Origin of the sequence: Haloarcula sp. JP-L23, assembly GCF_011602445.1 — an archaeon.
Classification (GTDB): domain Archaea; phylum Halobacteriota; class Halobacteria; order Halobacteriales; family Haloarculaceae; genus Haloarcula; species Haloarcula pellucida.
Map to the genome: position 1 here is coordinate 1,863,651 of NZ_CP050014.1, position 20,938 is coordinate 1,884,588.

Sequence of the window (20,938 nt, forward strand, 5' to 3'; positions counted from 1 at the left end):
CCGACCGCGGCTTTTAACGGTTGCCAAACGTCGCCGCCACCACGCGAGAGTGTGCCACGGTTAGCTCCCCGGGAGGATGTCGCCCAGTGCCGCACCGATCGCCATCGGTACGAACGCGACGCTACAGACGCAAAACGACGCCCAGACGACGGCGGGGTCGGTGGTCGACCACTCCACTACCCCCCAGCCAGTCAGGAGGGCGACGGCGACGACGAACGCCGTCAGAGTGACCCCGGCAAGCCGACGGGGGACGAGGCCGAGGATTCGGTTGGCCACCCGGACGTCCTGAAAGTCGGCGACGTAGAGGATACCGATGACCATCACGACAGCCGAGGCCAGCGTCCCAAACAGATACAGCGGGTGTTGGGCGATGTGGCGACCGGCCTCTACCGTCCCGCTTTCGACGGCCATCGGGATACCGAACAGGAGCGACCCGAGGACGGACTCCGCGAGGTCCTTGCGGTCGAACCCGTAGACGATGCGACCGAAGACGACCGGTTCGTCGTCCTGAGCCTCGGCCGCCGCCCGCATCGCCTCTCTGACCTGCCTGCGTTCTTCCGGCGAGTCGACGATGGTCGCTAACTCCTCTAGTTCGTCGAATAGCTCATTGATGCCATCGTCGTCGGTCTCGAGGTCGTCGGTACTCATCGCTCGTCGACCCCGTCTGCGCGCGCTGTGACGGCCGGGTTCAGTTCGCTGGGGCGAGTCGGCTCTCCGTTCGTCCACACGTAGAATCCTTCGCCGGTCGGCTTCCCGAGTCGGCCCGCTTCGACCGCCTCGCGGAGCATCGCCGGTGGGTCGAATCGCGCGTCGAGTCGTGCGGTCAGGTCGTCCAGTCCAGCGAGGACGGCGTCGAGTCCCATGGCGTCGGCGCGCGCGAGAGGCCCCCAGTCAGCGTCGGCGCGCGTTGCCGCCCGGTCGATGTCGGGGATGGTGGCGACGCCGTCTGCGACCATCCTGACCGCTTCGACGATACTCGCGAGTTCGAGGCGAGCGGTGGCGAACCCCGGCACGTCCCGGACGACGATTGGCACGCCGTCAAGACCGCGTACGAACGTCGTCGCGCGGTCCCGCGTCGCCGCCGTCGTCTGATCCGCGAGGACGACTTCGACGACGTCGCTCGCCGTCGGAGCCGGGAAGTGAAGTCCTACTGCCCGGTTGGGTGCTTGTAACCCGGCCGCGACAGCGGTCACCGACACCGTCGTCCCGCCCGTCGCGACGAGGGTGTCCTCGGCCAGCATCGTCTCGACCTCTGCGAGCAAGTCCCGCCGAGACGCCAGGTCGCGGTCGGTGGCGTCGACGACGACGTCGGCCCCGTCGACGGCACTCTGCAGTCCCGTAGTGCCGTCGAGCGAGTCCGTGACGGCCACGTCGCTGAGGGTTCGGTCAAGTGCGTCGACGCTGTCCATCACAGCGGTTGGGTCCTCGTCGTACAGACGGACGGCGTGGCCTGCGCGCACGCATCGTCGGGTTGGGGCTCGCCCGTGTGGACCGGCCCCCAGTACGGCCACAATCATGCACCAACTACCGCACTCCCTCGGGTTAAGCGTTTATTCGGCCGCTATGGAGCCCCGGTCGGCGGGTTTTCCCCCCCTCTAGGCGGTACCAACCACCCAAACATTTATACGTAATAGGCCTTTCTCCGTAAAAGAACACATGGAACGGCCGACGCGCCAGCGGGATACGGACCAAGAGGAGCGTGAGCAGGAGTCCGAGGACACTGGTCAACAAACTTGTCCCGAATGTGAGTCGGAGAATATCTCCAGTGACGGCGGGGGTGAACTCGTCTGTGAGGACTGTGGGCTGGTCATCGAAGACGAGAACATCGACCGCGGGCCCGAGTGGCGCGCGTTCAATCACTCCGAACGCCAGTCGAAGTCACGCGTCGGGGCGCCGACGACGCAGACGATGCACGATAAGGGGCTGACCACACAGATCGACTGGAAGGACAAAGACGCCTACGGGCGGTCCCTGTCCTCGGAGAAACGCTCCCAGATGCACCGTCTCCGAAAGTGGCAGGAGCGAATCCGGACGAAAGACGCCGGTGAACGCAACCTCCAGTTCGCGCTTTCGGAAATCGACCGGATGGCCTCCGCGCTTGGCGTCCCGCGGTCGGTGCGGGAAGTCGCCTCCGTCATCTATCGACGGGCGCTGAACGAGGACCTCATCCGAGGCCGCTCCATCGAGGGCGTCGCGACGGCCTGTCTGTACGCCGCCTGTCGACAGGAGGGCATCCCACGAAGTCTCGAAGAGGTCTCGGACGTCTCACGGGTCGAGCAGAAGGAGATCGGGCGCACGTACCGGTACGTCGCCCAGGAACTCGAACTCAAGATGGAACCGGTCGACCCCAAGCAGTACGTCCCCCGGTTCGCCTCGGAACTGGACCTCTCCGAGGAGGTCCAGTCGAAGGCCAACGAGATAATCGACACCACTGCCGAACAGGGCCTGCTCTCGGGGAAGTCCCCGACGGGCTATGCCGCCGCCGCCATCTACGCCGCGTCGCTACTCTGTAACGAGAAAAAGACACAGCGTGAGGTCGCCGACGTGGCACAGGTGACAGAGGTCACCATCCGGAACCGGTATCAAGAGCAGATCGAAGCGATGGGCATCCACTGACTGCCCGCATCGCCACACTCGTCTCGTCCGCCGTTTCTCCGAACGCTTCTCGCCGCTAGTCGGCGGTCACCGTCACGACGCTGTCCCCGACAGTGACTTCCCGTATCGTCGTCCACGCCTGCAGCGCGATGACGCCGAACCCGACTTTCGTCACCACGTCGAGGTAGACGATGACCAGCGACGCCGTCTCGACGTCAAGCAGACCGATTCCCGGGGGACCGAGGAGCCAGACGACGGGATACACCATCCAGAGGACGACGACGAAGTTCCGCAGCGTCCGGTAGAGGCTCACTTCGAGATCGGAGAGCGCCGCGACTGCAGCGGACGCTACGGGGCCATACAGCAGGTACACGACGCCGGCGAAGCAGGCGGCACCGAGGGCGAACAGGCCGTAGTTCAGTGGGTCGGGGACCACCGTGCCGGCGAACCCGAACACGATGGTCAGCGCCTGCAAGCCGACCAGTTTGGCGATATCGTCGCGAGCAGCCTGTGCGAGCAGTCCCAGATAGAGGACGTTGATGGGCGTCGTCACCAGCCAGTCCGCGTAGCGAACGACGTACACCGTGTGCCCGGCCGCCTGTATCCTGCCCACACCGAGCGTCAGCAGGACGTACGCGACGATGGCCACTCCCGGAATCGCCACCAGTAGCAGGTACCGCTTGCGCGTCGCTTCGGGGACGAGCGTGTAGCCGTAGGCCAGTACGGCCGTCCCGAGCAGTTCTCCGAGCAGTCCCAGCGTGAACCAGATAGTTATCGTGTCCATTGTCAGTCGTCCGTCGTGGCCGTCGCGCCGCCGACACCCGCGGTGTCGGTGGTGTCGACGTCGAAGCGGTCGAGCAGCGATTCGAGGTCGTCGGCTCGCTCGCGGAGTTCCCGGGCGGAGTCGGCCACCTCCGCGATGGCGGCCGACTGGTCCTCGGCCGCCCCGGCGACGGTGTCGGCCTCGGTCGCTGTCTGCTGTGAGATGGTCGAGAGGTCGTCGATGGTGCCCATGACCTCCTGTGCCGTGCGGGCTTGCTCTTCGGTCGCCCGGTCGATCTCCTGAATGCCGGTGTCGACCTCCTCCGTGTACTCGACGATGGTCTCTAGCGCGTCGACCGTCTCCTCGACGGTACCGACGCCCTCGGTGATGCGCTCGCTCGTCGACTCCATCGTCTCGACGGTGTCGCCGGCCTGCGACTGAATGCGCTCGATGCGCTGTTCGATGTCGCCGGCGGCGGATTTGGTCTCCTCGGCGAGGCCCTTGATCTCGTCTGCGACGACGGCGAACCCGGCCCCGTCGCCGTCGGCGTGTGCGGCCTCGATGGAGGCGTTCAGGGCGAGCATGTTCGTCTGCTCGACGATGTTCGTGATGACGCCGACAATCTCGCCGATCTCGTCGAGTTCCTCGTCGAGTGCGGTAATCTCCTCGACGGTCTCCTCGGTCTCGGCTTCGATGGCGCTCATCTCTTCGATGGCTTCCTGTGCGGCTTCGCGACCGTCTTCGCCCACCTCGGCGGCGGACTGTGAGGTGTCTGCCACCTGCTGTGCGGAGGCGGCGACCTCTTCTGCCGTCGCCGAGAGGTTGTCCATCTCGCCAGAGGCCTCTTGCAGTCGTTCGCTCTGTTCGGTGGTGCCCTCGAATATCTCCTGAATCGACTTCGAGACTTGCTGACTCGCCCGATCGACGCGCTCTGCGTTCGAGCCGACGCGGTCGCTGGACTGGAGGACGTTCGCCGCGAACGCCTTCATGTCCGCGATGGTGTCTTCGAGCGCGTCGAGCGTGGCGTTAATCTCCGTCCCGACGTCGGCCATCGCGTCGCTCATGCTATCCTCGTCGACGCGGGCGGTCAGGTCACCGTTCGCGGCGGCCTCCAGCGCGTCGCTGTACTCGTCGGCTTTCAGTTCGAGATGGCCGCTGAGCGCCTGCATCTCGTTGCGCTCTTGTTCGACGTCTTCCTTCGCGGCCTGCGCCTCCTGCTTGGCCCGTTCGGCCTCCTCACGGGCGGTCTCGGCCTCCGATATCTGTTCTCGGAGGCTCGACCGCATGTCGTCGAACGCGTCATAGAGCGTCCCGAACTCGTCGGTCCGGGACGTCCTGAGTTCGACGTCGAGGTCGCCCTCTGCCATCGTCTCGGCCTTCGCGGAGAGGCGGCGGAGCGAGGCTATCGTGTTCCCGCCGATGGTCACGCCGACCAGTCCGAGGTTGATGACGGCCAGCAGGATGAGACCGACGAGGTCCGAGTTGATCTGGTCACTCAGCGCGTAGGCCTGTTCGGCGTTCGAGTGGACCATCACGACCCAACCGTGTGACTGCAGTCGGGTGAGACCCATCAACATCGACCCCGTTTCGACGAAGGTGCTGTTGCCCGGGGCCAGCGAGGTGACTGGATCACGCGCCAACTGCGAGACGGGTGCAGTCGTCCCAATCTTCGACGTGTTCGGGTGGGCGACGAACTCGCCGTCGGTGTTGACGACGGTGGTGTACGACCCCGACCGCTGATTCGAGATGTCGTCCGCCTTCGATTCGAGGTCCGTCATGTAGACGATAGCGCGGTTCTCCGCGCCCGGAACCGGCGAGACGACGGCGATGATCGGGTGGTCGACGACGGCGACGTTGAACGGTTCGGTGACGTGCGTGTCGTCCGGGTCGCTGAACGAGGGTGGGTCCGTCGCGAAGGGCGCACCTTGCTCGGCGGCGTTCACGCCGACGAACTGCTCGTTCGAGCTAGCGACGATTTCACCGGTACCGGTGTTCACGTAGTGGACCGCGACCACGTCCGGCGGCACCTCGTCGTTCGCTACGAGGTCCGTCAGTCTGTCCTGTATCTCTGCCTGCGATCCGTCGGTGAAGACTGGTAGCCGTGAGGTCGTCCGCACGTCCCGCCGCGTCGTCGTAAGCCACGCGTCCAGCTGGCTGGCCTGCGTGTCGGACAACGCGGTCATGTCACTGGCGACGTCGTCTTCCAGCGTTGCGGAGGCTTGCAGGCTCACGACGGCGCCGAACGCGACGATGACGACGATAGCGAACGCGAGCGCGACTCCGAGGCGCGCGGCGTAGCTATCCCCGACGACGCTCGGGAGCGGCGAATCCCTGTCTGTTGGCATCTCCAAGATGTATGGAAAACGTCGGTTAAAGGCTTCCTCCGCCATTTTCACACCTGATAAGCCGGACGCCGACGGGTGGACTACACGATTCGCGCCAAAACAGTGATACGTTCTCACCGTCGATTGTGTTCGTATCGCGCCAATGACGCCGGAGTCAGGTGGGGGAGCGGCACCCAGCGCCGTCGTGGCGGACGTACTGACCGGGGCAAACGTCGACCGGGACCGTCTGCCGACGCTGCTGGCGTTGCTGGAGGTGGGCGACCGGCAGGTTCGTCTCGGGGCAGCGACGGCGCTCTGTGTCCTCGCCGAGGAGCATCCGAACACGGTGGCGTACCTGACCGGACGATTGCTCGACCGGATACAGAGCGACGACGACCTCCCGGCCGCCCTCGTACTCGACTATCTCGCCGCTCGCCATCCAGAGACCGTCGAGCGAGAACTCGACGCGCTCCTCGGGGCCGACGAATCGTCCTACGACGTCGAGCAGTCGACGCCGATGCGTGGCAGCCTCGGAAACCGGGACATCGGACGGACGACGCTCGCCGGGGCCGGTGTCGCTCCCGGGCCGCGGCGCGTGTACACCGACGAGGCCGACGCCGACGGTGACACAGAGGAGGAGACCGAGGACGTCCCGGACGAACTGGCCGACGAAACGGGCCGAACCATCCCCCAGCGTCCGCGGGCGAACGACGCCGAGTGGCTCTCGCTGGTCGAGTACGAGAGCCGGTTCGAGACGCTCACCGTTCTGGCACCACGGGACCGTCGACGGTACAGCGACACGTACCGCACCCTCGGCGTCGTCGACGACGAGGAGTACGCCGTTGCCCTCCGTATCCTCCGTGGCGGCGACACTCGGGACACGGACTACCGCTCGGGCCTCCGCAATCGCCTGTCCGACTGGGCGTCGGTGGGCGACGAGGCCAACGTCGTGACGCTGTACGATTGGAACGAGGACCCGCGGTTCTGGATCGCCAGCGAGTACACCGACCAGCGACTCGCCGACCGGGACCGTCTCCCGCCCGCCGAGGCGGCGTGGCACGCCGAACGACTCGCGAGCGCCCTCGCGACGCTCCACGAACGGGGCATCGTCCACGCCGGCATCGACTCGGCCGCCGTCGCGTACTACGGGAACGTCCTCCGGGAGGGCGACCGACAGCCACCCCTGCTCGACAACGTCGGCCTCCTCTCGGTGTACAGACAGCACGCCGACCCGTCACAGTTCTTAGACCCGCGCTACGCCGCACCGGAGTACTACGAGCGGCGTTTCGGTCGCATCGACCACGCGACCGACATCTACCAACTCGGCGCGGTCTGTTACCGCCTGTTCACCGGCCAGCCACCCTACCGGGGCGAGTTCGACGCGGTCCGCGAGCAGGTGCTCCGCGGGCCGCCACCCGTTCCGACCGACGTGGCCGACGTGCCCGCGGAACTCGACGCCGTCGTCGGGAAAGCGATGGCGACGAAGAAACTCACCCGCTACGAGACGGCGACACATCTTGCGCAAGAGCTACGTGCTCTCAGGGACCCACAGGAGGACGATGGTGGGTAGCATCGCGGTGGGGTTACCGTTCGCGCCGAACAACCCGAACCTGACGTTCATCTTCTTCATCGCGCTCACCTTACTGGTGGTGCTGGGGCTTCGGTTCAGTTTCTACGCCTACCGCAACCGGCGGGAGAGCGAACTCGTGGCCGAACACAGACTGTGGGACTACCTCGCACTCGTCGGCCTCCTCGCGGTCGGGTTCGCGGTCCTCGGTCTGGTCGAGATTCTGACGACGTACGTGTTGCCGTTCAAGAGCGCGCTGTTGCTCGCACACGTGTTCCTGCTCGCGGTGACGATGCGGATGCTCTATCGGAGCGTCGTTCCCGCTGCGGCCGATGGCGGGACCTCTCGCGAGCGTACCTTGGCCCGGGCGGCCGTTCTCGGCGTCGCCGTCGTCTTCGTCGGGTTCGCGCTCGTCGGTCGCCGACCGGCGTTGCTGGCCGTGCTGAGCGGTAGTGCCCTCGCCTTTGCCGTGGCCGGGTTCTCCTTCGGCCGGCGCGGGGCCGCCGAGACGCGCGTGCAGGGCACCGTCGTCGATACCCTCCTACGCCACCTCCTTCCCGTCCTCCTGTTCGCGTCGCTGGTACCGGCCGTCGAAATCGCCGTGCTGGCGGGGTTAGACCGCGTCATCGTCCTCCACATACAGGTGGTGTTCGTCATCATGACCGCGACGACGCTGATGACGGCGACCATCAAACTCCGGCAGAACCTCGCTAGCCTGTAGCACTATCCTTTTGCTGGCACCCGTCCACGTATGGCCCATGCGTGCAGTCCGATTTCACGAGCACGGCGGTCCCGAGGTACTCACAGTCGAGGAGATTCCTCGGCCAGAACCGGATGCCGACGAGGTACTGGTCGACGTGGACGCGGCGGCTATCAACCCCGTCGACACGTACTTCCGCGAGGGCGGGTACGACCCCGGCGAACTGCCGTGGATTCCGGGGTCGGACTGTGCGGGAACGGTCGCCGAGGTCGGGGCCGACGTCGACGGCTACGACGAGGGCGACCGCGTCTTCGCGACGGGACTGGGCAACTGGCTACAGGGGACCTGTGCCGAGTACGCGGCCGTCCCCGAGTCACACCTCGCCCACCTCCCCGACGGCGTCGACTTCGAGACGGGCGCGGCGATAGCGCTCGTCGGCGTCACCGCGTGGCAGACGCTCGTCGACGCCTGCTCGCTGGAACCCGGCGAGCGCGCCCTGATTCACGGCGGGAGTGGCGGCGTCGGCCACGTGGCCGTCCAGTTGGCCGCCGCGACGGGGGCGCGTGTCACGACGACGGCCGCGCCGGAGTACCACGACCGATTGCGGACACTCGGTGCCGACGACGTCCTCGACTACCGCCGCGAGGACCTCGAAGACGCGGTCGTCGAGGCCGGTCGACCCGACGTGATTGTAGACCACCGCCTCGACGACTACCTCTCGTTCGACGTCGACGTCGCCGCCCAGAGCGGTCGCATCGCGGCGATGGGGAACACGGACCCGGCCGCGACCTTCGAGAACGTCCCGCAGTGTCGCGCGAAGGACGTGTCGGTCCACCACGTCTCGATGTTCAACACGCCGGACTTCGGCGCGGTCCTCGGTCGCCTCGCGAACCTGCTGGAGGACGGCGACCTGACGGCCGAGGTAGCCGACACGTACCACCTCGTCGAGGTGGCCGACGCACAGGAAGACGTGATGTCGGAGAGCTTCCTCGGCAAACTGGTCGTCACGCCCTGACCCTTTAACCGCCTGCCGCACCTCTCCGTTCACATGTCCGTCACGTTCGACATGGGCGGCGAGGTCGCACTGGTCACCGGCGTCGGCGGGGCACTCGGCAGTGCCGTCGCCAACGCCTTCCTCGAAGCGGGCGCTACCGTCTGTGGCGCTGACGTGGTCGAACCCGACAGCGAGGACTTCCAGCTATCGGACCCCGACCGCATCCACTTCCATCGAGGCGACTTCACCGACGAGGACGACGTGTCGTCGGTCGTCGAGACCGTCGTCGACGAACACGGCCGTCTGGACTACCTGCTGAACATCGCCGGCACGTGGCGCGGCGGCGACCCGATACACGAGACCGAGGTCGACACGTTCGACTTCCTGTTCGACGTCAACCTGAAGACGATGTTTCTCGCGTCGAAACACGCCTTACCCCACCTACAGGAGACGGGGGGCGCTATCGTCTCCGTCTCCGCTCGTTCGTCGCTCGAAGGCGGTGAGGGCGACGGTATCTATCGTGCGACGAAGGCCGGGGTGCGACTGCTGACAGAGACCATCGCCGAGGAGAACCTCGGGACTGTTCGCGCGAACGCGGTGATGCCCAGCGTCATCGACACGCCGATGAACCGCGAGATGATGCCGGATTCGGACTTCGAGAAGTGGGTCGACCCGGCGGACATCGCTGCGACGATGGTGTTCTTGTGTTCCGACGCGGCGTCGGTCACGAGTGGCGCCGCCGTCCCGGTCTACGGGGAGGCGTAGACCGAGGGGAGGCGACGTCGCTGACGAGCGCTGAGACGACGCCTACCGAATCCGAAAGAGAGGAACGACGACGGTGGGGAGTCGCCGTCGTGTCGCACGATTGCCTGTCCACACTGGCGGTAGACGAGAGACGTTGGGACACCATGACAATGAGGCTCTTGACTGGTTGGTGCTGGCAACGAGTGTGGACGGGTGATACTCACGGGGCGCGGCATTAGTGCGTTGATAATATTGGTATATAGGGCTCAATGGGTCACGTGAGCGGGGGTGCCACGGCGTGATATCGAGGCCGAATCACAGCGGTTAACCGGACGAACGAGATAGGGCGCGTCTATGAGCGAACGAGAGACGTGGGCCACGCGGGTCGGGTTCATCCTCGCGGCTATCGGGAGCGCAGTCGGTCTCGGGAACCTCTGGCAGTTCCCGTTCAAGACCGCAACCAACGGCGGGGCGGCCTTCGTCGTGTTCTATCTGGCGGCGGTCGTCCTCGTCGGGTTCCCGGCGATGCTCGCCGAGTTCGTCGTCGGCCGCCGGACCAACGTCAACGCCGTCGACGCGTTCGGCGAACTGGGCCACAGACAGTGGCGCGTCGTCGGCGGCCTCGCCGTCTTCACCGGGTTCTGGATTCTGTCCTACTACAACGTCGTCGGCGGGTGGGTCATCCGCTACGTCGTCGGCAGTGTCACGGGCGCGTACTTCGCCGACCCCGGCGGCTACTTCGGGGCCGTCTCCTCCGGCCCGGGTGCTGTGCTCGCACAGGCCGCCTTCCTCGCCATCGTCGTCGGCATCGTGGCGCTGGGCATCGAGGACGGTATCGAGAAGGCGACGAAAGTGATGGTCCCCAGCATCGTCGTGTTGATGGTCGCGCTCGCGGCGTGGGTCACGACGCTGCCCGGCGCGGCCAAGGGCTATGCCTTCTTCCTCTCGCCGAACGTCGACACGATGGTCGCAAACGCCGGGAGCATCATTCCCTTTGCCGTCGGACAGGCCTTCTTCACGCTCTCGTTGGGAATGGCTATCATGATCACGTATTCCTCGTATGTCGGCAGCGACGACAACCTCGTCTTCGACGGTGGGACGGTCGTGGTCACGAACACGCTGGTCGGCGTCCTCGCCGGCCTCGTCGTCTTCCCCATCCTGCTCACTATCGGCGCGGAGGTCACCTCCGAGACTGGCGGGGCGGGAGCGCTGTTCGTCGCGACGGCGGCCGGGTTCGGGTCCGTCCCCTTCGGTCGCGTCTTCGGCGTCGTCTTCTTCGGCGTCGTCCTCATCGCGGCGCTGTCGTCGGCCATCAGTCTGCTGGAAGTGACCGTCTCCTACGCCAACGACAACTTCGGGATACCGCGACCGTACCTCGCGACCGCGACGGGTGTCGGCCTGTTTGTACTCGGCCTCCCGTCGGCGTGGGACACCGCCTGGCTGACGTGGTTCGACCGCGTTGCCTATCAGGTGTTCTTGCCGCTCTCGGTGCTCGCGTTGGTCCTCTTCGTCGGGTGGGTCGTCGGACACGACGCCGTCGACGAACTCACCCGGGGGACCGAAGGCCTCGGCCCCGTCGGGCCGGTGTGGCTCTGGACGCTCCGTCTGGTCGTCGTCGTGGCCATCCTCGGCACGCTTGGCCTCGGTATCAACGAGATGTTTCTCGTCGAGAACGCCGACTTCTTCCAACCGTTCTGATGTGCATACAACGCTCTCCGTACGACGGTCGACGCGTGGGAGGACGGTGAGACGATGGCGCGAGCCACGTGGCGGACGCGACTCGGGTTCGTCCTCGCCGCCGTCGGGAGCGCCGTTGGCCTCGGGAACATCTGGCGGTTCCCGTGGCTGACCGCGACCAACGGCGGCGCTGCGTTTCTGCTCCTGTACGTCCTCGTCATCGTCCTCGTCGGCGTCCCTGGGTTGCTCGGCGAGATGGTCATCGGCCGGCGGAGTCGCCGGAACCCGGTCGGCGCGTTCGGCGCGCTTGGCGGGCGGCGATGGCGCGTACTCGGCGGCGTGGCCTTGCTCGCCTCCGTCGTCGTTCTCTCGTTTTACTCGGTGGTCGGCGGCTGGATTCTGCGGTATACGCTCGCCAGCGCGACCGGCGCGTACTTCGGGAACCCGCAGGGGTACTTCGCCGCCATCGACTACGGCGTCGGCGCGGCGGGCTTTCACGTCCTGTTCCTACTCGCGACGATAGCCGTGGTCTACGCGGGCGTCGACCGCGGTATCGAAGTGGCGACGACGGTGATGGTGCCCGGTATCGTCGTCCTCTTCGGCGCGCTGGCCGTCTGGGCCGCGACGCTACCGGGCAGCGCCGGCGGCTACGAGTTCTACCTCTCGCTGGACGTGGGCTACCTCCGGGCGAACTTCGTCGACGTCCTCGTCGCCGCGGCGGGACAAGCGCTCTTTACCCTCTCTGTCGGGGCCGGTGCGATGCTCACCTACGCCTCCTACGTCGACGAGGACCGCTCGCTGGCCGCCGACGGAACCATCATCGCCGGGCTGAACACGGGCATCGGCGTCCTCGCGGGCCTCGTCATCTTCCCGCTGCTGTTCTCGCTGGGCGTCTCGCCGGGCGAAGGTGGCCCGGGCGCACTGTTCGTCAGTCTCGCCGGCGCGTTCGCCGACCTCCCGTACAGTCGCGTCGTCGGCGTCGTCTTCTTCGGCGTCGTCCTGCTTGCGGCGCTGTCGTCGGCCATCAGCATCTTCGAGGTGCTCGTCTCGTACCTCGTCGACGAACACGAGGTCACCCGCTCGCAGGCCACCGCCGGCGTCGGCGGCCTGTTTCTCGTCACCGGGAGCGTCACCGCGCTGTCGCCGTCGCTGTTCGCACTGCTTGCGAACACTGTCGCCAACCTCGTCCTGACCGCCGGACTGCTCGGATTCCTGCTGTTCGACGGGTGGGTGCTGGGGAAGGCAGCGCTCGACGAGTACGAGAAGGGGGCCGGCCCCGTCGCCCGGATGGTCGGTCTGCCGTGGTACTACGCCGTCGCCGTCGCCCTTCCGCTGTTCCTCGCGTTCACGCTCGTCTCCGGTCTGGGCGGCGTCGTCGGCGTCTCAGTCACCGCTCCGCAGGCGGCGGGCGCCGCCGTCGTGGGCGTCGTCGGAGCCATCCTGCTTCTCCGGACCACGGCGGACGCCGCGACCTGACGGGCGCTCGCCGTCACACAGGATAGAAACCCGGAAAGGCCTCCGAACCCTTCCACGAGACGATGGAACGCGGACGCATCGACGTGGGGGCGCTCTCGGGGGGCATCGACCTGCAAGCGACCGTCGAGAGCGGCCAGTCTTACCTCTGGGACCGCGAGGACGGCGAGATGTACGAGCGGACGGCCGCCAGCGGCGGCGACGCGTGGTACTGGACCACGGTTCGGGTCGACGGCGACCCCCACGTAATCCGGGTCCGGCAGACCGACGGTGCCCTCGTCTGGGAATCGTCGTTCGATGCGGCGTCCCGGTTGCGGACGCTGCTGGGCCTCGACGACGATTTGCCCGCGATTCGGGAGACGGCCCCCCATGACGCCGTCGTCGACGACGCCTACGACGCCTACTGGGGGATGCGCATCGTTCAGGACCCGCCGTTCCCGACCCTGATTTCGTTCATCTGCTCGGCCCAGATGCGGGTCGGACGCATCCACGGGATGCAACAGGCCATGCGCCGGGAGTTCGGGGAAGCGGTCACCTTCGACGGCCGAACCTACTACGCCTTCCCGACGCCAGCGGCGCTGGCCGAGGCGAGCGAGACGGACCTGCGGGACCTGAACCTCGGCTACAGGGCGCCCTACGTCAAGCGCTCGGCCGAGATGGTCGCCGAGGGCGAGGCCGACCCGGGAGACGCGGCGGGACTCCCCTACGAGGACGCCCGCGACGAACTGACCGAGTTCGTCGGCGTCGGCGAGAAGGTGGCCGACTGCATCCTCCTGTTCTCGCTGGGGTACCTGGAGGCCGTCCCGCTGGATACGTGGATTCGCCAGACCATCGAGGAGTACTACCCCGAGTGCGAACGGGGGAACTACACGGACACCTCCCGTGCCATCCGCGAGACGCTCGGCGGCGAGTACGCGGGCTACACGCAGACCTATCTGTTCCATTTCTTACGAACGGGAAGAAGCAGTCCCGAGTAGCGGTTTTCGGCATTTTCGGCTGTCTCGAACCCGAGGTGAGAGCGGCATGAGCGCCGACACACTCACGCGCCCCGTCGATATCCATCGCGAGGGCGACGACGGCGTCAGCGAGATCGACACTGCGCAGAATCGCGTCGGCGCCGCAAGGCCAACCTCGACACGTCGTTCATCGACAGCGACCGTTACGACGAGACCAACGAAGCCGGGCACGAGACACGCGAGCAGACCATCGTCGGTCCCCGACGACTGACGACGTCGAGATGCTCCGGCTGGAGGCCGAGATGGTCGCCGAGGGGCGGGAACTGGGCAACCCGAACATCCCTGTAAACGAGGTGGTCCTCGAGGCGGCTGTCGGGCAAATCCGTGCCGACGGCCACGAGCCTGCGTGGGAGGTGATCGACGGATGAGCGCTCAGTCCTCAGGCGGTACAGAGTACACTCTCCAATCGTCTGGATTCCAGTAGAGGGGCAACGGGGAGTCCGATTCGGAAACTGGGGGGTTCGAACTGTCAGAGGCCTCCCCGATCCCACTTGACAATTATCCCGAGGACGGAATAACCCCCAGTGTTAGGAGCATCCTCACAGATCGCTCGCGACGCCCGGGGGCTGGTCGAGGGCGTCCGCCGGCAGATGGTCACGCAGGCCCAGCTCCTCGTCGGCGCTGTCCGGCGCTGGGGTCGAGTTCGTCGACGGCGACACGACCGCCGATGGGCAACGTCGCCGCTCGGTTTTAATTGTCTAGTCCCAACGGCCATCCGTCTGTGACAGATAGTCGGAGTGCGGGCACTGCCGAACCCCACCCCCTCAGGTGCCCGCAGATTACCACATTCTCACCCTCACCACCCACGATCGTGCCGGGTGTTTTCACCCCGGTGCGTACATCACACTCCGTCAGTGGATGTCAACGATACCTGTCTAAAAAGTCGACAAACATATCGATATTGATGATAAGGTTGGGAAATGTACACCTATACGAGTTAATAGTGGGGGAGTTGAATATACGCTCACAACACCTATGTACATTGACCGTGATATTTCTGGTGCGGGCACAGCGCCCGCACCTCTGACAGCCGCCGCTGCCGGCCATGACGCAGTGCGGGTCGGCAGTGGTTCGCCGCTGGGGTGCCCTCCCCAGCGGGTTTTACAACTCGAATAGTAATTGATAGGTACTATTCTATACTGGCGGTTCGATACGCTTGACGCGGGCTGTCAGAGGCACCACAGCGGCCGTCAGTGGGACCACTCACGGTATTTGGGGTTGACACGTCCTGCACCAACCCCAATCCACCGGTTACGTTTCACAGTTAGACGCGTGTACCAGAACCAGTTTACGTATCACGCAGGTAGCCTCCGCTGCGGACACCGCTGGAGCCATCACTCTCGGCGTGTCCGCCATTCCCACACCCCCACCATCTGCGCCGGGTGTTTTCACCCCGGCGCGCTACGTCGCGAAGTCACCGAGCCCGTGCCGCTCGTGGTCGTGAGCCAGTCCACAGCGAGAACGGCGTCGAGACGCTGACCATCTCCGACTTGCCGACCGCCGCACTTGCACTCGTAACTAACCACTGCCACTCAAACGATACACTAGTTCATGTTTCTTTGAGACCTCGTATGAATAGAAATACTATTCCAAGTAACGCAACTGCCGCAAGCAACCATCCGGTAATACTGGATACTATCGTTTCTGGTGATCGTCCGCCGGGGATTGATTTTTGTAGTCGCCGACGGGACTGTCGCCCATGAGTCGGAAGCGAGTCCACGTCTACGTCTCAGGGCAGGTACAGGGCGTCTACTATCGGGCGACGACGCGGGATACGGCCCGCGAACACAGCGTCGACGGGTGGGTGAAGAACCTCGACGACGGCCGCGTCGAAGCCGTCTTCGAGGGCGACCCGGACGCCGTCGACGCGATGGTCGAGTACTGTCACGAGGGAAGTACACGGGCAACCGTCACCGACGTCGAGGTCGACGAGGAAGACCCGGAGGGGGTAGACGGGTTCGAAGTCCGCTGGTAGCCGTCGGGGCCTCCGGTCCCGTACCGTTACCACGGAGGCGGGCGAACCGCCACGCATGCTCACTGGCTCAGAGATGGGCGTCGTCGACGAGAACGCGGCGGCGCTGGGCGTGCCGCGCAAGCAGTTGATGGAGTCCTCGGGCAACGCCGTCGCGGGCGCGGTCCGGGACCTCGCCGACCCCGGTGCGAGTGTCACTATCGTCGCCGGCCGCGGTAACAACGGTGGCGACGCCCTCGTCGCCGCGCGCTTTCTCGACGACTACGACCTCCGAATGCTCTTGCTCGGCCGCCCCGAGACGATCACGACCGACATTTCCCGAGAGAACTGGGACGCCCTCCAGTCGGCGGAGTATCCGACCGAACAGGTCCGCGACGCCTCGCAGTTCGACCTCGGTGACCCGGATATCGTCGTCGACGCGATGCTCGGCACTGGCATCAGCGGGGCGCTCCGAGAACCCGAGGCCACCGCAGCGGCGGCGATGAACGCGAGCGACGCGGCGGTTCTCTCGGTCGACGTGCCGTCCGGCCTCGACGCCGAGGACGGCACCCTCGCCGAGAACGCCGTCGAGGCCGACCACGTCGTCACGTTCCACGACACGAAGCCCGGTCTCCCGGCCCTCGACGTGGACGTCACCGTCGCCGACATCGGCATCCCCGAGGCCGCCGAACTGTTCGTCGAACGGGGCGACCTTCGGCGGCTGACGCGGGACCCGGCCAGCCACAAGGGCGACAACGGGGAGGTACTGGTCGTCGGCGGCGGCCCCTACACCGGCGCGCCAGCCCTCTCCGCACAGGCGGCACTTCGCGGTGGCGCGGACCTCGTCCGCGTCGCTGCGCCGGAACTCGTCGCTCGCGAGATTCAGGGCTACAGCGAGAACCTCATCGTCCGACCGTACGACGGCGAGATGCTCGCACCGCCCCACGTCGACCGTCTCGCCGCCTTCGCGGCCGACCACGACACGCTCGTCCTCGGCCGGGACTGGGCGACGCCGACGCGACGCTCGATGCCGTCACAGACCTCCTCGAACGGTTCGACGGCACTGCCGTCGTCGACGCCGACGCCCTCTCGGTGGTTCCCGACATCGAGACCGACGCCGACCTCGTCTGTACCCCCATCAGGGCGAACTCGTCGGGATGGAGGCGAGACCAGCGACGACTGGCGCGAACGCGCGGACCTCGTCGAGTCGTTCGCGGCCGAACTCGGCCATACCGTGCTCGTGAAAGGCCCCTACGACGTTATCTCCGACGGCGAGCGCACCCGCGTCAATCGTACCGGCAATCCCGGGATGACTGTCGGCGGCACCGGCGACGTGCTGGCGGGAGTCACCGGTGCACTGGCCTGTGTGCAGGAACCGCGCCACGCCGCGGCTATCGCGGCCCACGCCGTCGGCGGCGCCGGCGACGCGGTTGTCGACGAACGGGGGTACGGACTGGTCGCGACCGACCTGCTCGACGCGGTGCCACCGGCGCTGTGGGCGGACGACGCCGCCGACTGACGGCAGTTTCGACCCCCGGGCCGGCAGTGTGTGGTCGCTCGCCCCCGTCGTCTCGCGGCGCGAATCTATCTGCGAGATAACTAGTAACAACCAATTTACACGAACTCTCCCTCTGCGTAGACCATGCGCGCCAGTACGCTCGCGGTGGCGGTCGCAGTCCTGGTCGCCCTGAGTGGCTGTGCCGGCCTCTCTCAGAGCGGTGCAACGACGCCGACCGAGACGAGTACGCCGACGGAGACGCCGACCGCACAGCCGACCAGCGCGGAAGCGACCTACACCCAGACGCCACATATGGGATGTCAGCCGGGCGCTATCGAGAAGAACGGCACTTGCCGAGTGGTCACCTCAGACTCGAACGCCGAGATATTCGACGCCGAGAACCTCTCGGCGATAACGGCGGCGAACACGACGATAAACGGGACACCGGGGTATCTGGCCCGACCGGCCGACAATGGGACGTACCCCGCCGTCGTCATGATTCACGAATGGTGGGGCCTCAACGAGAACATCAGGCACATGGCCGACATCCTCGCCGGCCACGGCTACGTCGTCTTCGCCGTCGACCTCTACGACGGTCGCGTGGCGACCAACGCCTCGTACGCCGCCGAGCTGTCGGGCGAGGTCCGAGACAACCCAGACGAGGCCGTGACGAAGATGAGCCGTGCCACCGCTGGCCTCCGAAACCGATCGGACACGACGAACCGCGTCGCCAGTCTGGGGTGGTGTTTCGGCGGCGGCCAGAGTCTCCAGTTGAGCCTGAGCGACGCCGACCTGAACGCGACGGTCATCTACTACGGGACGCTGACGACGGACGAGACGACGCTGCAGCGCATCGACGGGCCGGTGCTAGGCATCTTCGGGTCCGAAGACCAGGTCGTGAGTATCGAGAGCGTCCGTGAGTTCAACCGGACGCTGGCCGACCTCGGCGTCGAGACGGAGATACACGTCTACGAGGGCGCCGGCCACGCCTTCGCCAACCCGAGCGGTGAGCGTTTCCACTCGAACGCGACACAGGACGCGTGGTCGAAGACGCTTCGCTTCCTCGACGAGAATATCCGCGAGAGCGACCGAAACACGTCGTCAGGCTGACGCGCCCACCAACTCACCGGCTTTCGCACGAGACTGCTCGACGATAGCCGGCCGGGCCTCGAACTCGATGACGACTTGGTCACCGTAGTCGACGTCCTCGACGACGGCGTGGTCGTGAATCCACGACACCACGCTCATGGTCTCCTCGGTCATCGGCAGGACGAGGCGCTCGTGTTCGTAATCGGGGAGTTCCTCGTCGATGCGAGTGGCCAACTCCTCGATGTTCAGCCCCTCTTTGCCGCTGACGGCCACGGGGTTGGGTGCGAGTTTCGAGAGCGCCGCACGCTTGCGCTCAACCTCCTCGTCGTCCACCTTGTCCGTCTTGTTCAACACCGTGACGATGGGGGCCTCGTTGCGCTCGTAGAGGGTGTCGTGGCTCGTCACCAGTTTCTCGCGTATCTCCTCGACGGACTCCGAGACGTCGACGACGAGCAACACGAGGTCGGCCCGGTATACGGAGTCGAGCGTCGACTTGAACGACTCCACCAGCCAGTGGGGGAGGTTCTGGATGAACCCGACGGTGTCGGTGACGAGTACCTCGCGTTTGCCCACCTCGGCGCGGCGGGTCGTCGTTCCCAGCGTCGTGAACAGGCGGTCCTCGCTCTCGGCGGTCGTATCGAGGTCGGGGTGGAGGTCCTCGTTCTCGTCGACCTCCAGATCGTCGGCGAGGCGGCGCAACAGCGTCGACTTCCCGGCGTTCGTGTAGCCCGCGAGTGCCACGAGGTCGAACCCGGACTCCCGGCGCTGTTCGCGCCGGTGTTGCTCGGTCTCCTCGATGGATTCTAACTCGTCTCGGATGTTCGCTATCTGCTTTTTGATGTCCTCTTCGCGGCTCTCGTCGTACTCGCCCAGCCCCATGAACCCGGGGCGCTCGTCGCGTTTCGCGAGGCTGGCCTTCGCCTCGGCACGCGGGAGTTCGTAGCGTAGTTCCGCCAGTTCGACCTGTAGCTGTGCCTTCCGGGTCTGTGCCCGCTGGCCGAATATCTCGATGATGAGGCGGAATCGGTCCATGACCGTGACGCCCTCGGGGAGTTCGTTCCCGATGTTGTACGTCTGGTAGGGCCCCAACTGGTTGTCGAAGATGACCGTCGTCGCTCGTTCTCTGGCGACCGTGTTGCTGAGTCGCGTCACCTTCCCCTCGCCGAGGTGGTAGGCGGGGTCTTCGGTCCGCGTCTGGGTTATCTCGCCGACCACGTCGTAGCCGGCGGCCCGCGCGAGGTCACGAATCTCCTCGGTGTCGGCCGTGCCACTGTCGACCCGTTTCGCGACAACAGCCCGGTCCGTGGTGTGTGTCGCCGTCACTCGCCCGATACTACGCTGTCCGGTTATTTAATCTGCAGGGTAGGGGGCACCGAATCGGGGACGGCACCGCTGTTAGCACAAAGGATTTAAAACGTCACAGTCAGGTATCCAGTATGGTAGAGTTTGCTCTCCAGATGGATGGGCTCGGCCTCCAGCAGATGGGGCTGGAGTTCGGGGCCGGCGGCCTCATCGGCGGCATCATCGGCTTCGCCGCCAAGAAGGTCGCGAAACTCATCGCGGTCATCGTCGGCCTCGAACTGGCCCTATTCAAGTTCCTCGAAACGCGAGGCATCCTCGAAGTGAACTGGCAGGCCATCGGCGGGGTCGCACAGAACGCCACACGGGGCGCGACCGACACAGCGGCCGGCCAACCGCCCTCGTGGCTCATGTCGATTCTCTCGGCGCTGCCCGTCAGCGCGGGCTTTACCGGCGGTTTCCTCGTCGGCTTCAAGAAGGGATAACGCTCGGCGCGGTTTTTTGACCCCGGTGCCCGCTATCCGCGGGTACTGATGTCGTCTTCGTCCTTGATGATGCGCGTCTCGGCCTCGCCACTCGTGTTCTCGTTGACCACGTCGTAGAAGTCGTTCTGCATCCCCGCCGGGAACGTCAACACGCCGACCCACGAGCCGTCGGCCTGCCACTCCTCGCGTTCTAAGTCGCCGAACTGCCGAATCTTCGCCTGCGCGCTGCCTGCGTACTCGGCCGGGACCTGCACGGCGACCGTAATCTCGTCGAACCGAATCGGGATGACCGGCCGCAGAGCGTCTAGCGCGTCGTCGACCTGCGTCTCGACGGGTTCCATCGGGTCGACGCGGAAGTCCGTCTCCTCGAGGGCCGATTCGATGCGCTCGGGTGGGTGTGGCGCGTCGTCCATCTGCGGGTTGACGGCGTTGCGGGTGATGCGCTGGATGAGTTGTTTGTGCTTTTGCTCTTGCATCTCCCGGCGCTGGTCGGCCGTTATCTGTATCTCGCCCTGTTTGATGACCTCGGGGATAATCTCCATTGGGTCTGTCGTGTCGAACACTTCCTTCAGGCTCTCCTCCGGCGGTCGGTCGCCGCGAGAGGCGTCCTCGAAGATGTCCTCGGCGGCGATGACGTCCTCCAGTTCGCCCTCGAACTCACCGCGTTTGATGGCGAGGGCTGCGTCGGGGTCGACCAGTACCTCGAACCGCTGTCCGTGGGTCTCGAGGCGCGCCGTCACCGCCTCGTCAAGCGATATCATAC

At 65.9% G+C, this 20,938-nt stretch carries 18 protein-coding genes and 1 pseudogene; 13 read left to right on the forward strand and 6 right to left on the reverse strand.

The genetic code is table 11. The features are described 5' to 3' along the window. Positions 1–60: 60 nt before the first annotated feature. Positions 61–648 (reverse strand): DUF2391 domain-containing protein, encoded by a 588-nt coding sequence (locus G9465_RS09595; protein ID WP_166969365.1) that lies wholly within the window; start codon positions 646–648, stop codon positions 61–63. After that, positions 645–1,517 (reverse strand): 3-hydroxyacyl-CoA dehydrogenase family protein, encoded by an 873-nt coding sequence (locus G9465_RS09600; protein WP_166969367.1) that lies wholly within the window; start codon positions 1,515–1,517, stop codon positions 645–647. The genes G9465_RS09595 and G9465_RS09600 overlap by 4 nt, the downstream gene beginning before the upstream one ends. A 139-nt stretch (positions 1,518–1,656) precedes the next feature. On the opposite strand from G9465_RS09600, the gene G9465_RS09605 reads away from it, so the two are divergent. Next, entirely contained in the window at positions 1,657–2,616 is a 960-nt protein-coding gene (locus G9465_RS09605) for a transcription initiation factor IIB family protein (protein ID WP_166969369.1), read from the forward strand. Between the two features lie 55 nt (positions 2,617–2,671). Here G9465_RS09605 and G9465_RS09610 read toward each other — a convergent pair whose 3' ends face one another. After that, complete coding sequence (locus G9465_RS09610) at positions 2,672–3,379, reverse strand: bacteriorhodopsin (RefSeq protein WP_227015516.1); 708 nt, start codon at positions 3,377–3,379, stop codon at positions 2,672–2,674. A 2-nt stretch (positions 3,380–3,381) separates the two neighbouring features. After that, positions 3,382–5,703 carry a methyl-accepting chemotaxis protein gene (locus G9465_RS09615; RefSeq protein ID WP_166969371.1) on the reverse strand — a complete coding sequence of 774 codons (2,322 nt, stop codon included), beginning with the start codon at positions 5,701–5,703 and terminating at the stop codon, positions 3,382–3,384. 142 nt (positions 5,704–5,845) lie between these two features. On the opposite strand from G9465_RS09615, the gene G9465_RS09620 reads away from it, so the two are divergent. The 11 genes and pseudogenes from G9465_RS09620 (at position 5,846) to G9465_RS09670 (ending at position 18,412) form a co-directional block, all read left to right on the forward strand. Next, positions 5,846–7,252, forward strand: coding sequence for a hypothetical protein (locus G9465_RS09620; RefSeq protein ID WP_166969373.1), 1,407 nt, complete (start codon positions 5,846–5,848; stop codon positions 7,250–7,252). Next, a complete protein-coding gene (locus tag G9465_RS09625) occupies positions 7,242–7,970 on the forward strand; it encodes a hypothetical protein (RefSeq protein ID WP_166969375.1) in 729 nt (242 codons plus the stop codon). The genes G9465_RS09620 and G9465_RS09625 overlap by 11 nt, the downstream gene beginning before the upstream one ends. 37 nt (positions 7,971–8,007) lie before the next feature. Next, positions 8,008–8,964: an NADPH:quinone reductase gene (locus G9465_RS09630; RefSeq protein ID WP_166969377.1), complete on the forward strand. Its 957-nt coding sequence runs from the start codon at positions 8,008–8,010 to the stop codon at positions 8,962–8,964. A 33-nt stretch (positions 8,965–8,997) separates the two neighbouring features. After that, on the forward strand, positions 8,998–9,708 hold the full coding sequence (locus G9465_RS09635) for an SDR family oxidoreductase (RefSeq protein WP_166969380.1): 711 nt from the start codon (positions 8,998–9,000) through the stop codon (positions 9,706–9,708). A gap of 333 nt (positions 9,709–10,041) precedes the next feature. Then, positions 10,042–11,385 (forward strand): sodium-dependent transporter, encoded by a 1,344-nt coding sequence (locus G9465_RS09640; protein ID WP_166969382.1) that lies wholly within the window; start codon positions 10,042–10,044, stop codon positions 11,383–11,385. A gap of 54 nt (positions 11,386–11,439) precedes the next feature. After that, positions 11,440–12,840 (forward strand): sodium-dependent transporter, encoded by a 1,401-nt coding sequence (locus G9465_RS09645; RefSeq protein WP_166969384.1) that lies wholly within the window; start codon positions 11,440–11,442, stop codon positions 12,838–12,840. 62 nt (positions 12,841–12,902) lie between these two features. Continuing rightward, a complete protein-coding gene (locus tag G9465_RS09650; RefSeq protein WP_166969386.1) occupies positions 12,903–13,814 on the forward strand; it encodes a DNA-3-methyladenine glycosylase in 912 nt (303 codons plus the stop codon). Between the two features lie 260 nt (positions 13,815–14,074). Then, positions 14,075–14,221, forward strand: a complete 147-nt coding sequence (locus G9465_RS09655) for a hypothetical protein (RefSeq protein WP_166969388.1) — start codon at positions 14,075–14,077, stop codon at positions 14,219–14,221. A 1,331-nt stretch (positions 14,222–15,552) separates the two neighbouring features. Continuing rightward, complete coding sequence (locus tag G9465_RS09660; protein WP_166969390.1) at positions 15,553–15,828, forward strand: acylphosphatase; 276 nt, start codon at positions 15,553–15,555, stop codon at positions 15,826–15,828. A gap of 55 nt (positions 15,829–15,883) precedes the next feature. Further along, positions 15,884–17,323, forward strand: a pseudogene (locus G9465_RS09665) (NAD(P)H-hydrate dehydratase). Between the two features lie 123 nt (positions 17,324–17,446). Beyond that, entirely contained in the window at positions 17,447–18,412 is a 966-nt protein-coding gene (locus G9465_RS09670) for a dienelactone hydrolase family protein (RefSeq protein ID WP_166969392.1), read from the forward strand. On the opposite strand, the gene hflX is transcribed toward G9465_RS09670, so the two are convergent. Then, positions 18,404–19,714, reverse strand: coding sequence for a GTPase HflX (gene hflX, locus G9465_RS09675; RefSeq protein ID WP_166969394.1), 1,311 nt, complete (start codon positions 19,712–19,714; stop codon positions 18,404–18,406). The two genes, G9465_RS09670 and hflX, sit on opposite strands and share 9 nt — an antisense overlap. Before the next feature lie 113 nt (positions 19,715–19,827). Between hflX and G9465_RS09680 the strand changes: the two genes are divergently transcribed. Continuing rightward, positions 19,828–20,175 (forward strand): FUN14 domain-containing protein, encoded by a 348-nt coding sequence (locus G9465_RS09680; protein WP_166969396.1) that lies wholly within the window; start codon positions 19,828–19,830, stop codon positions 20,173–20,175. A gap of 32 nt (positions 20,176–20,207) precedes the next feature. Here G9465_RS09680 and G9465_RS09685 read toward each other — a convergent pair whose 3' ends face one another. After that, the gene (locus G9465_RS09685; RefSeq protein ID WP_166969398.1) at positions 20,208–20,936 is read right to left on the reverse strand and encodes a ribosome assembly factor SBDS; all 729 of its coding nucleotides are present in this window, start codon (positions 20,934–20,936) and stop codon (positions 20,208–20,210) included. Positions 20,937–20,938: the final 2 nt, after the last annotated feature.

What these genes read in the sequence shown, in the direction of transcription:
- G9465_RS09595 (WP_166969365.1), bottom strand. Translation starts at nt 648, where the DNA reads ATGAGTACCGACGACCTCGAGACCGACGACGATGGCATCAATGAGCTA.
- G9465_RS09600 (WP_166969367.1), bottom strand. Translation starts at nt 1,517, where the DNA reads ATGATTGTGGCCGTACTGGGGGCCGGTCCACACGGGCGAGCCCCAACC.
- G9465_RS09605 (WP_166969369.1), top strand. Translation starts at nt 1,657, where the DNA reads ATGGAACGGCCGACGCGCCAGCGGGATACGGACCAAGAGGAGCGTGAG.
- G9465_RS09610 (WP_227015516.1), bottom strand. Translation starts at nt 3,379, where the DNA reads ATGGACACGATAACTATCTGGTTCACGCTGGGACTGCTCGGAGAACTG.
- G9465_RS09615 (WP_166969371.1), bottom strand. Translation starts at nt 5,703, where the DNA reads ATGCCAACAGACAGGGATTCGCCGCTCCCGAGCGTCGTCGGGGATAGC.
- G9465_RS09620 (WP_166969373.1), top strand. Translation starts at nt 5,846, where the DNA reads ATGACGCCGGAGTCAGGTGGGGGAGCGGCACCCAGCGCCGTCGTGGCG.
- G9465_RS09625 (WP_166969375.1), top strand. Translation starts at nt 7,242, where the DNA reads ATGGTGGGTAGCATCGCGGTGGGGTTACCGTTCGCGCCGAACAACCCG.
- G9465_RS09630 (WP_166969377.1), top strand. Translation starts at nt 8,008, where the DNA reads ATGCGTGCAGTCCGATTTCACGAGCACGGCGGTCCCGAGGTACTCACA.
- G9465_RS09635 (WP_166969380.1), top strand. Translation starts at nt 8,998, where the DNA reads ATGTCCGTCACGTTCGACATGGGCGGCGAGGTCGCACTGGTCACCGGC.
- G9465_RS09640 (WP_166969382.1), top strand. Translation starts at nt 10,042, where the DNA reads ATGAGCGAACGAGAGACGTGGGCCACGCGGGTCGGGTTCATCCTCGCG.
- G9465_RS09645 (WP_166969384.1), top strand. Translation starts at nt 11,440, where the DNA reads ATGGCGCGAGCCACGTGGCGGACGCGACTCGGGTTCGTCCTCGCCGCC.
- G9465_RS09650 (WP_166969386.1), top strand. Translation starts at nt 12,903, where the DNA reads ATGGAACGCGGACGCATCGACGTGGGGGCGCTCTCGGGGGGCATCGAC.
- G9465_RS09655 (WP_166969388.1), top strand. Translation starts at nt 14,075, where the DNA reads ATGCTCCGGCTGGAGGCCGAGATGGTCGCCGAGGGGCGGGAACTGGGC.
- G9465_RS09660 (WP_166969390.1), top strand. Translation starts at nt 15,553, where the DNA reads ATGAGTCGGAAGCGAGTCCACGTCTACGTCTCAGGGCAGGTACAGGGC.
- G9465_RS09670 (WP_166969392.1), top strand. Translation starts at nt 17,447, where the DNA reads ATGCGCGCCAGTACGCTCGCGGTGGCGGTCGCAGTCCTGGTCGCCCTG.
- G9465_RS09680 (WP_166969396.1), top strand. Translation starts at nt 19,828, where the DNA reads ATGGTAGAGTTTGCTCTCCAGATGGATGGGCTCGGCCTCCAGCAGATG.
- G9465_RS09685 (WP_166969398.1), bottom strand. Translation starts at nt 20,936, where the DNA reads ATGATATCGCTTGACGAGGCGGTGACGGCGCGCCTCGAGACCCACGGA.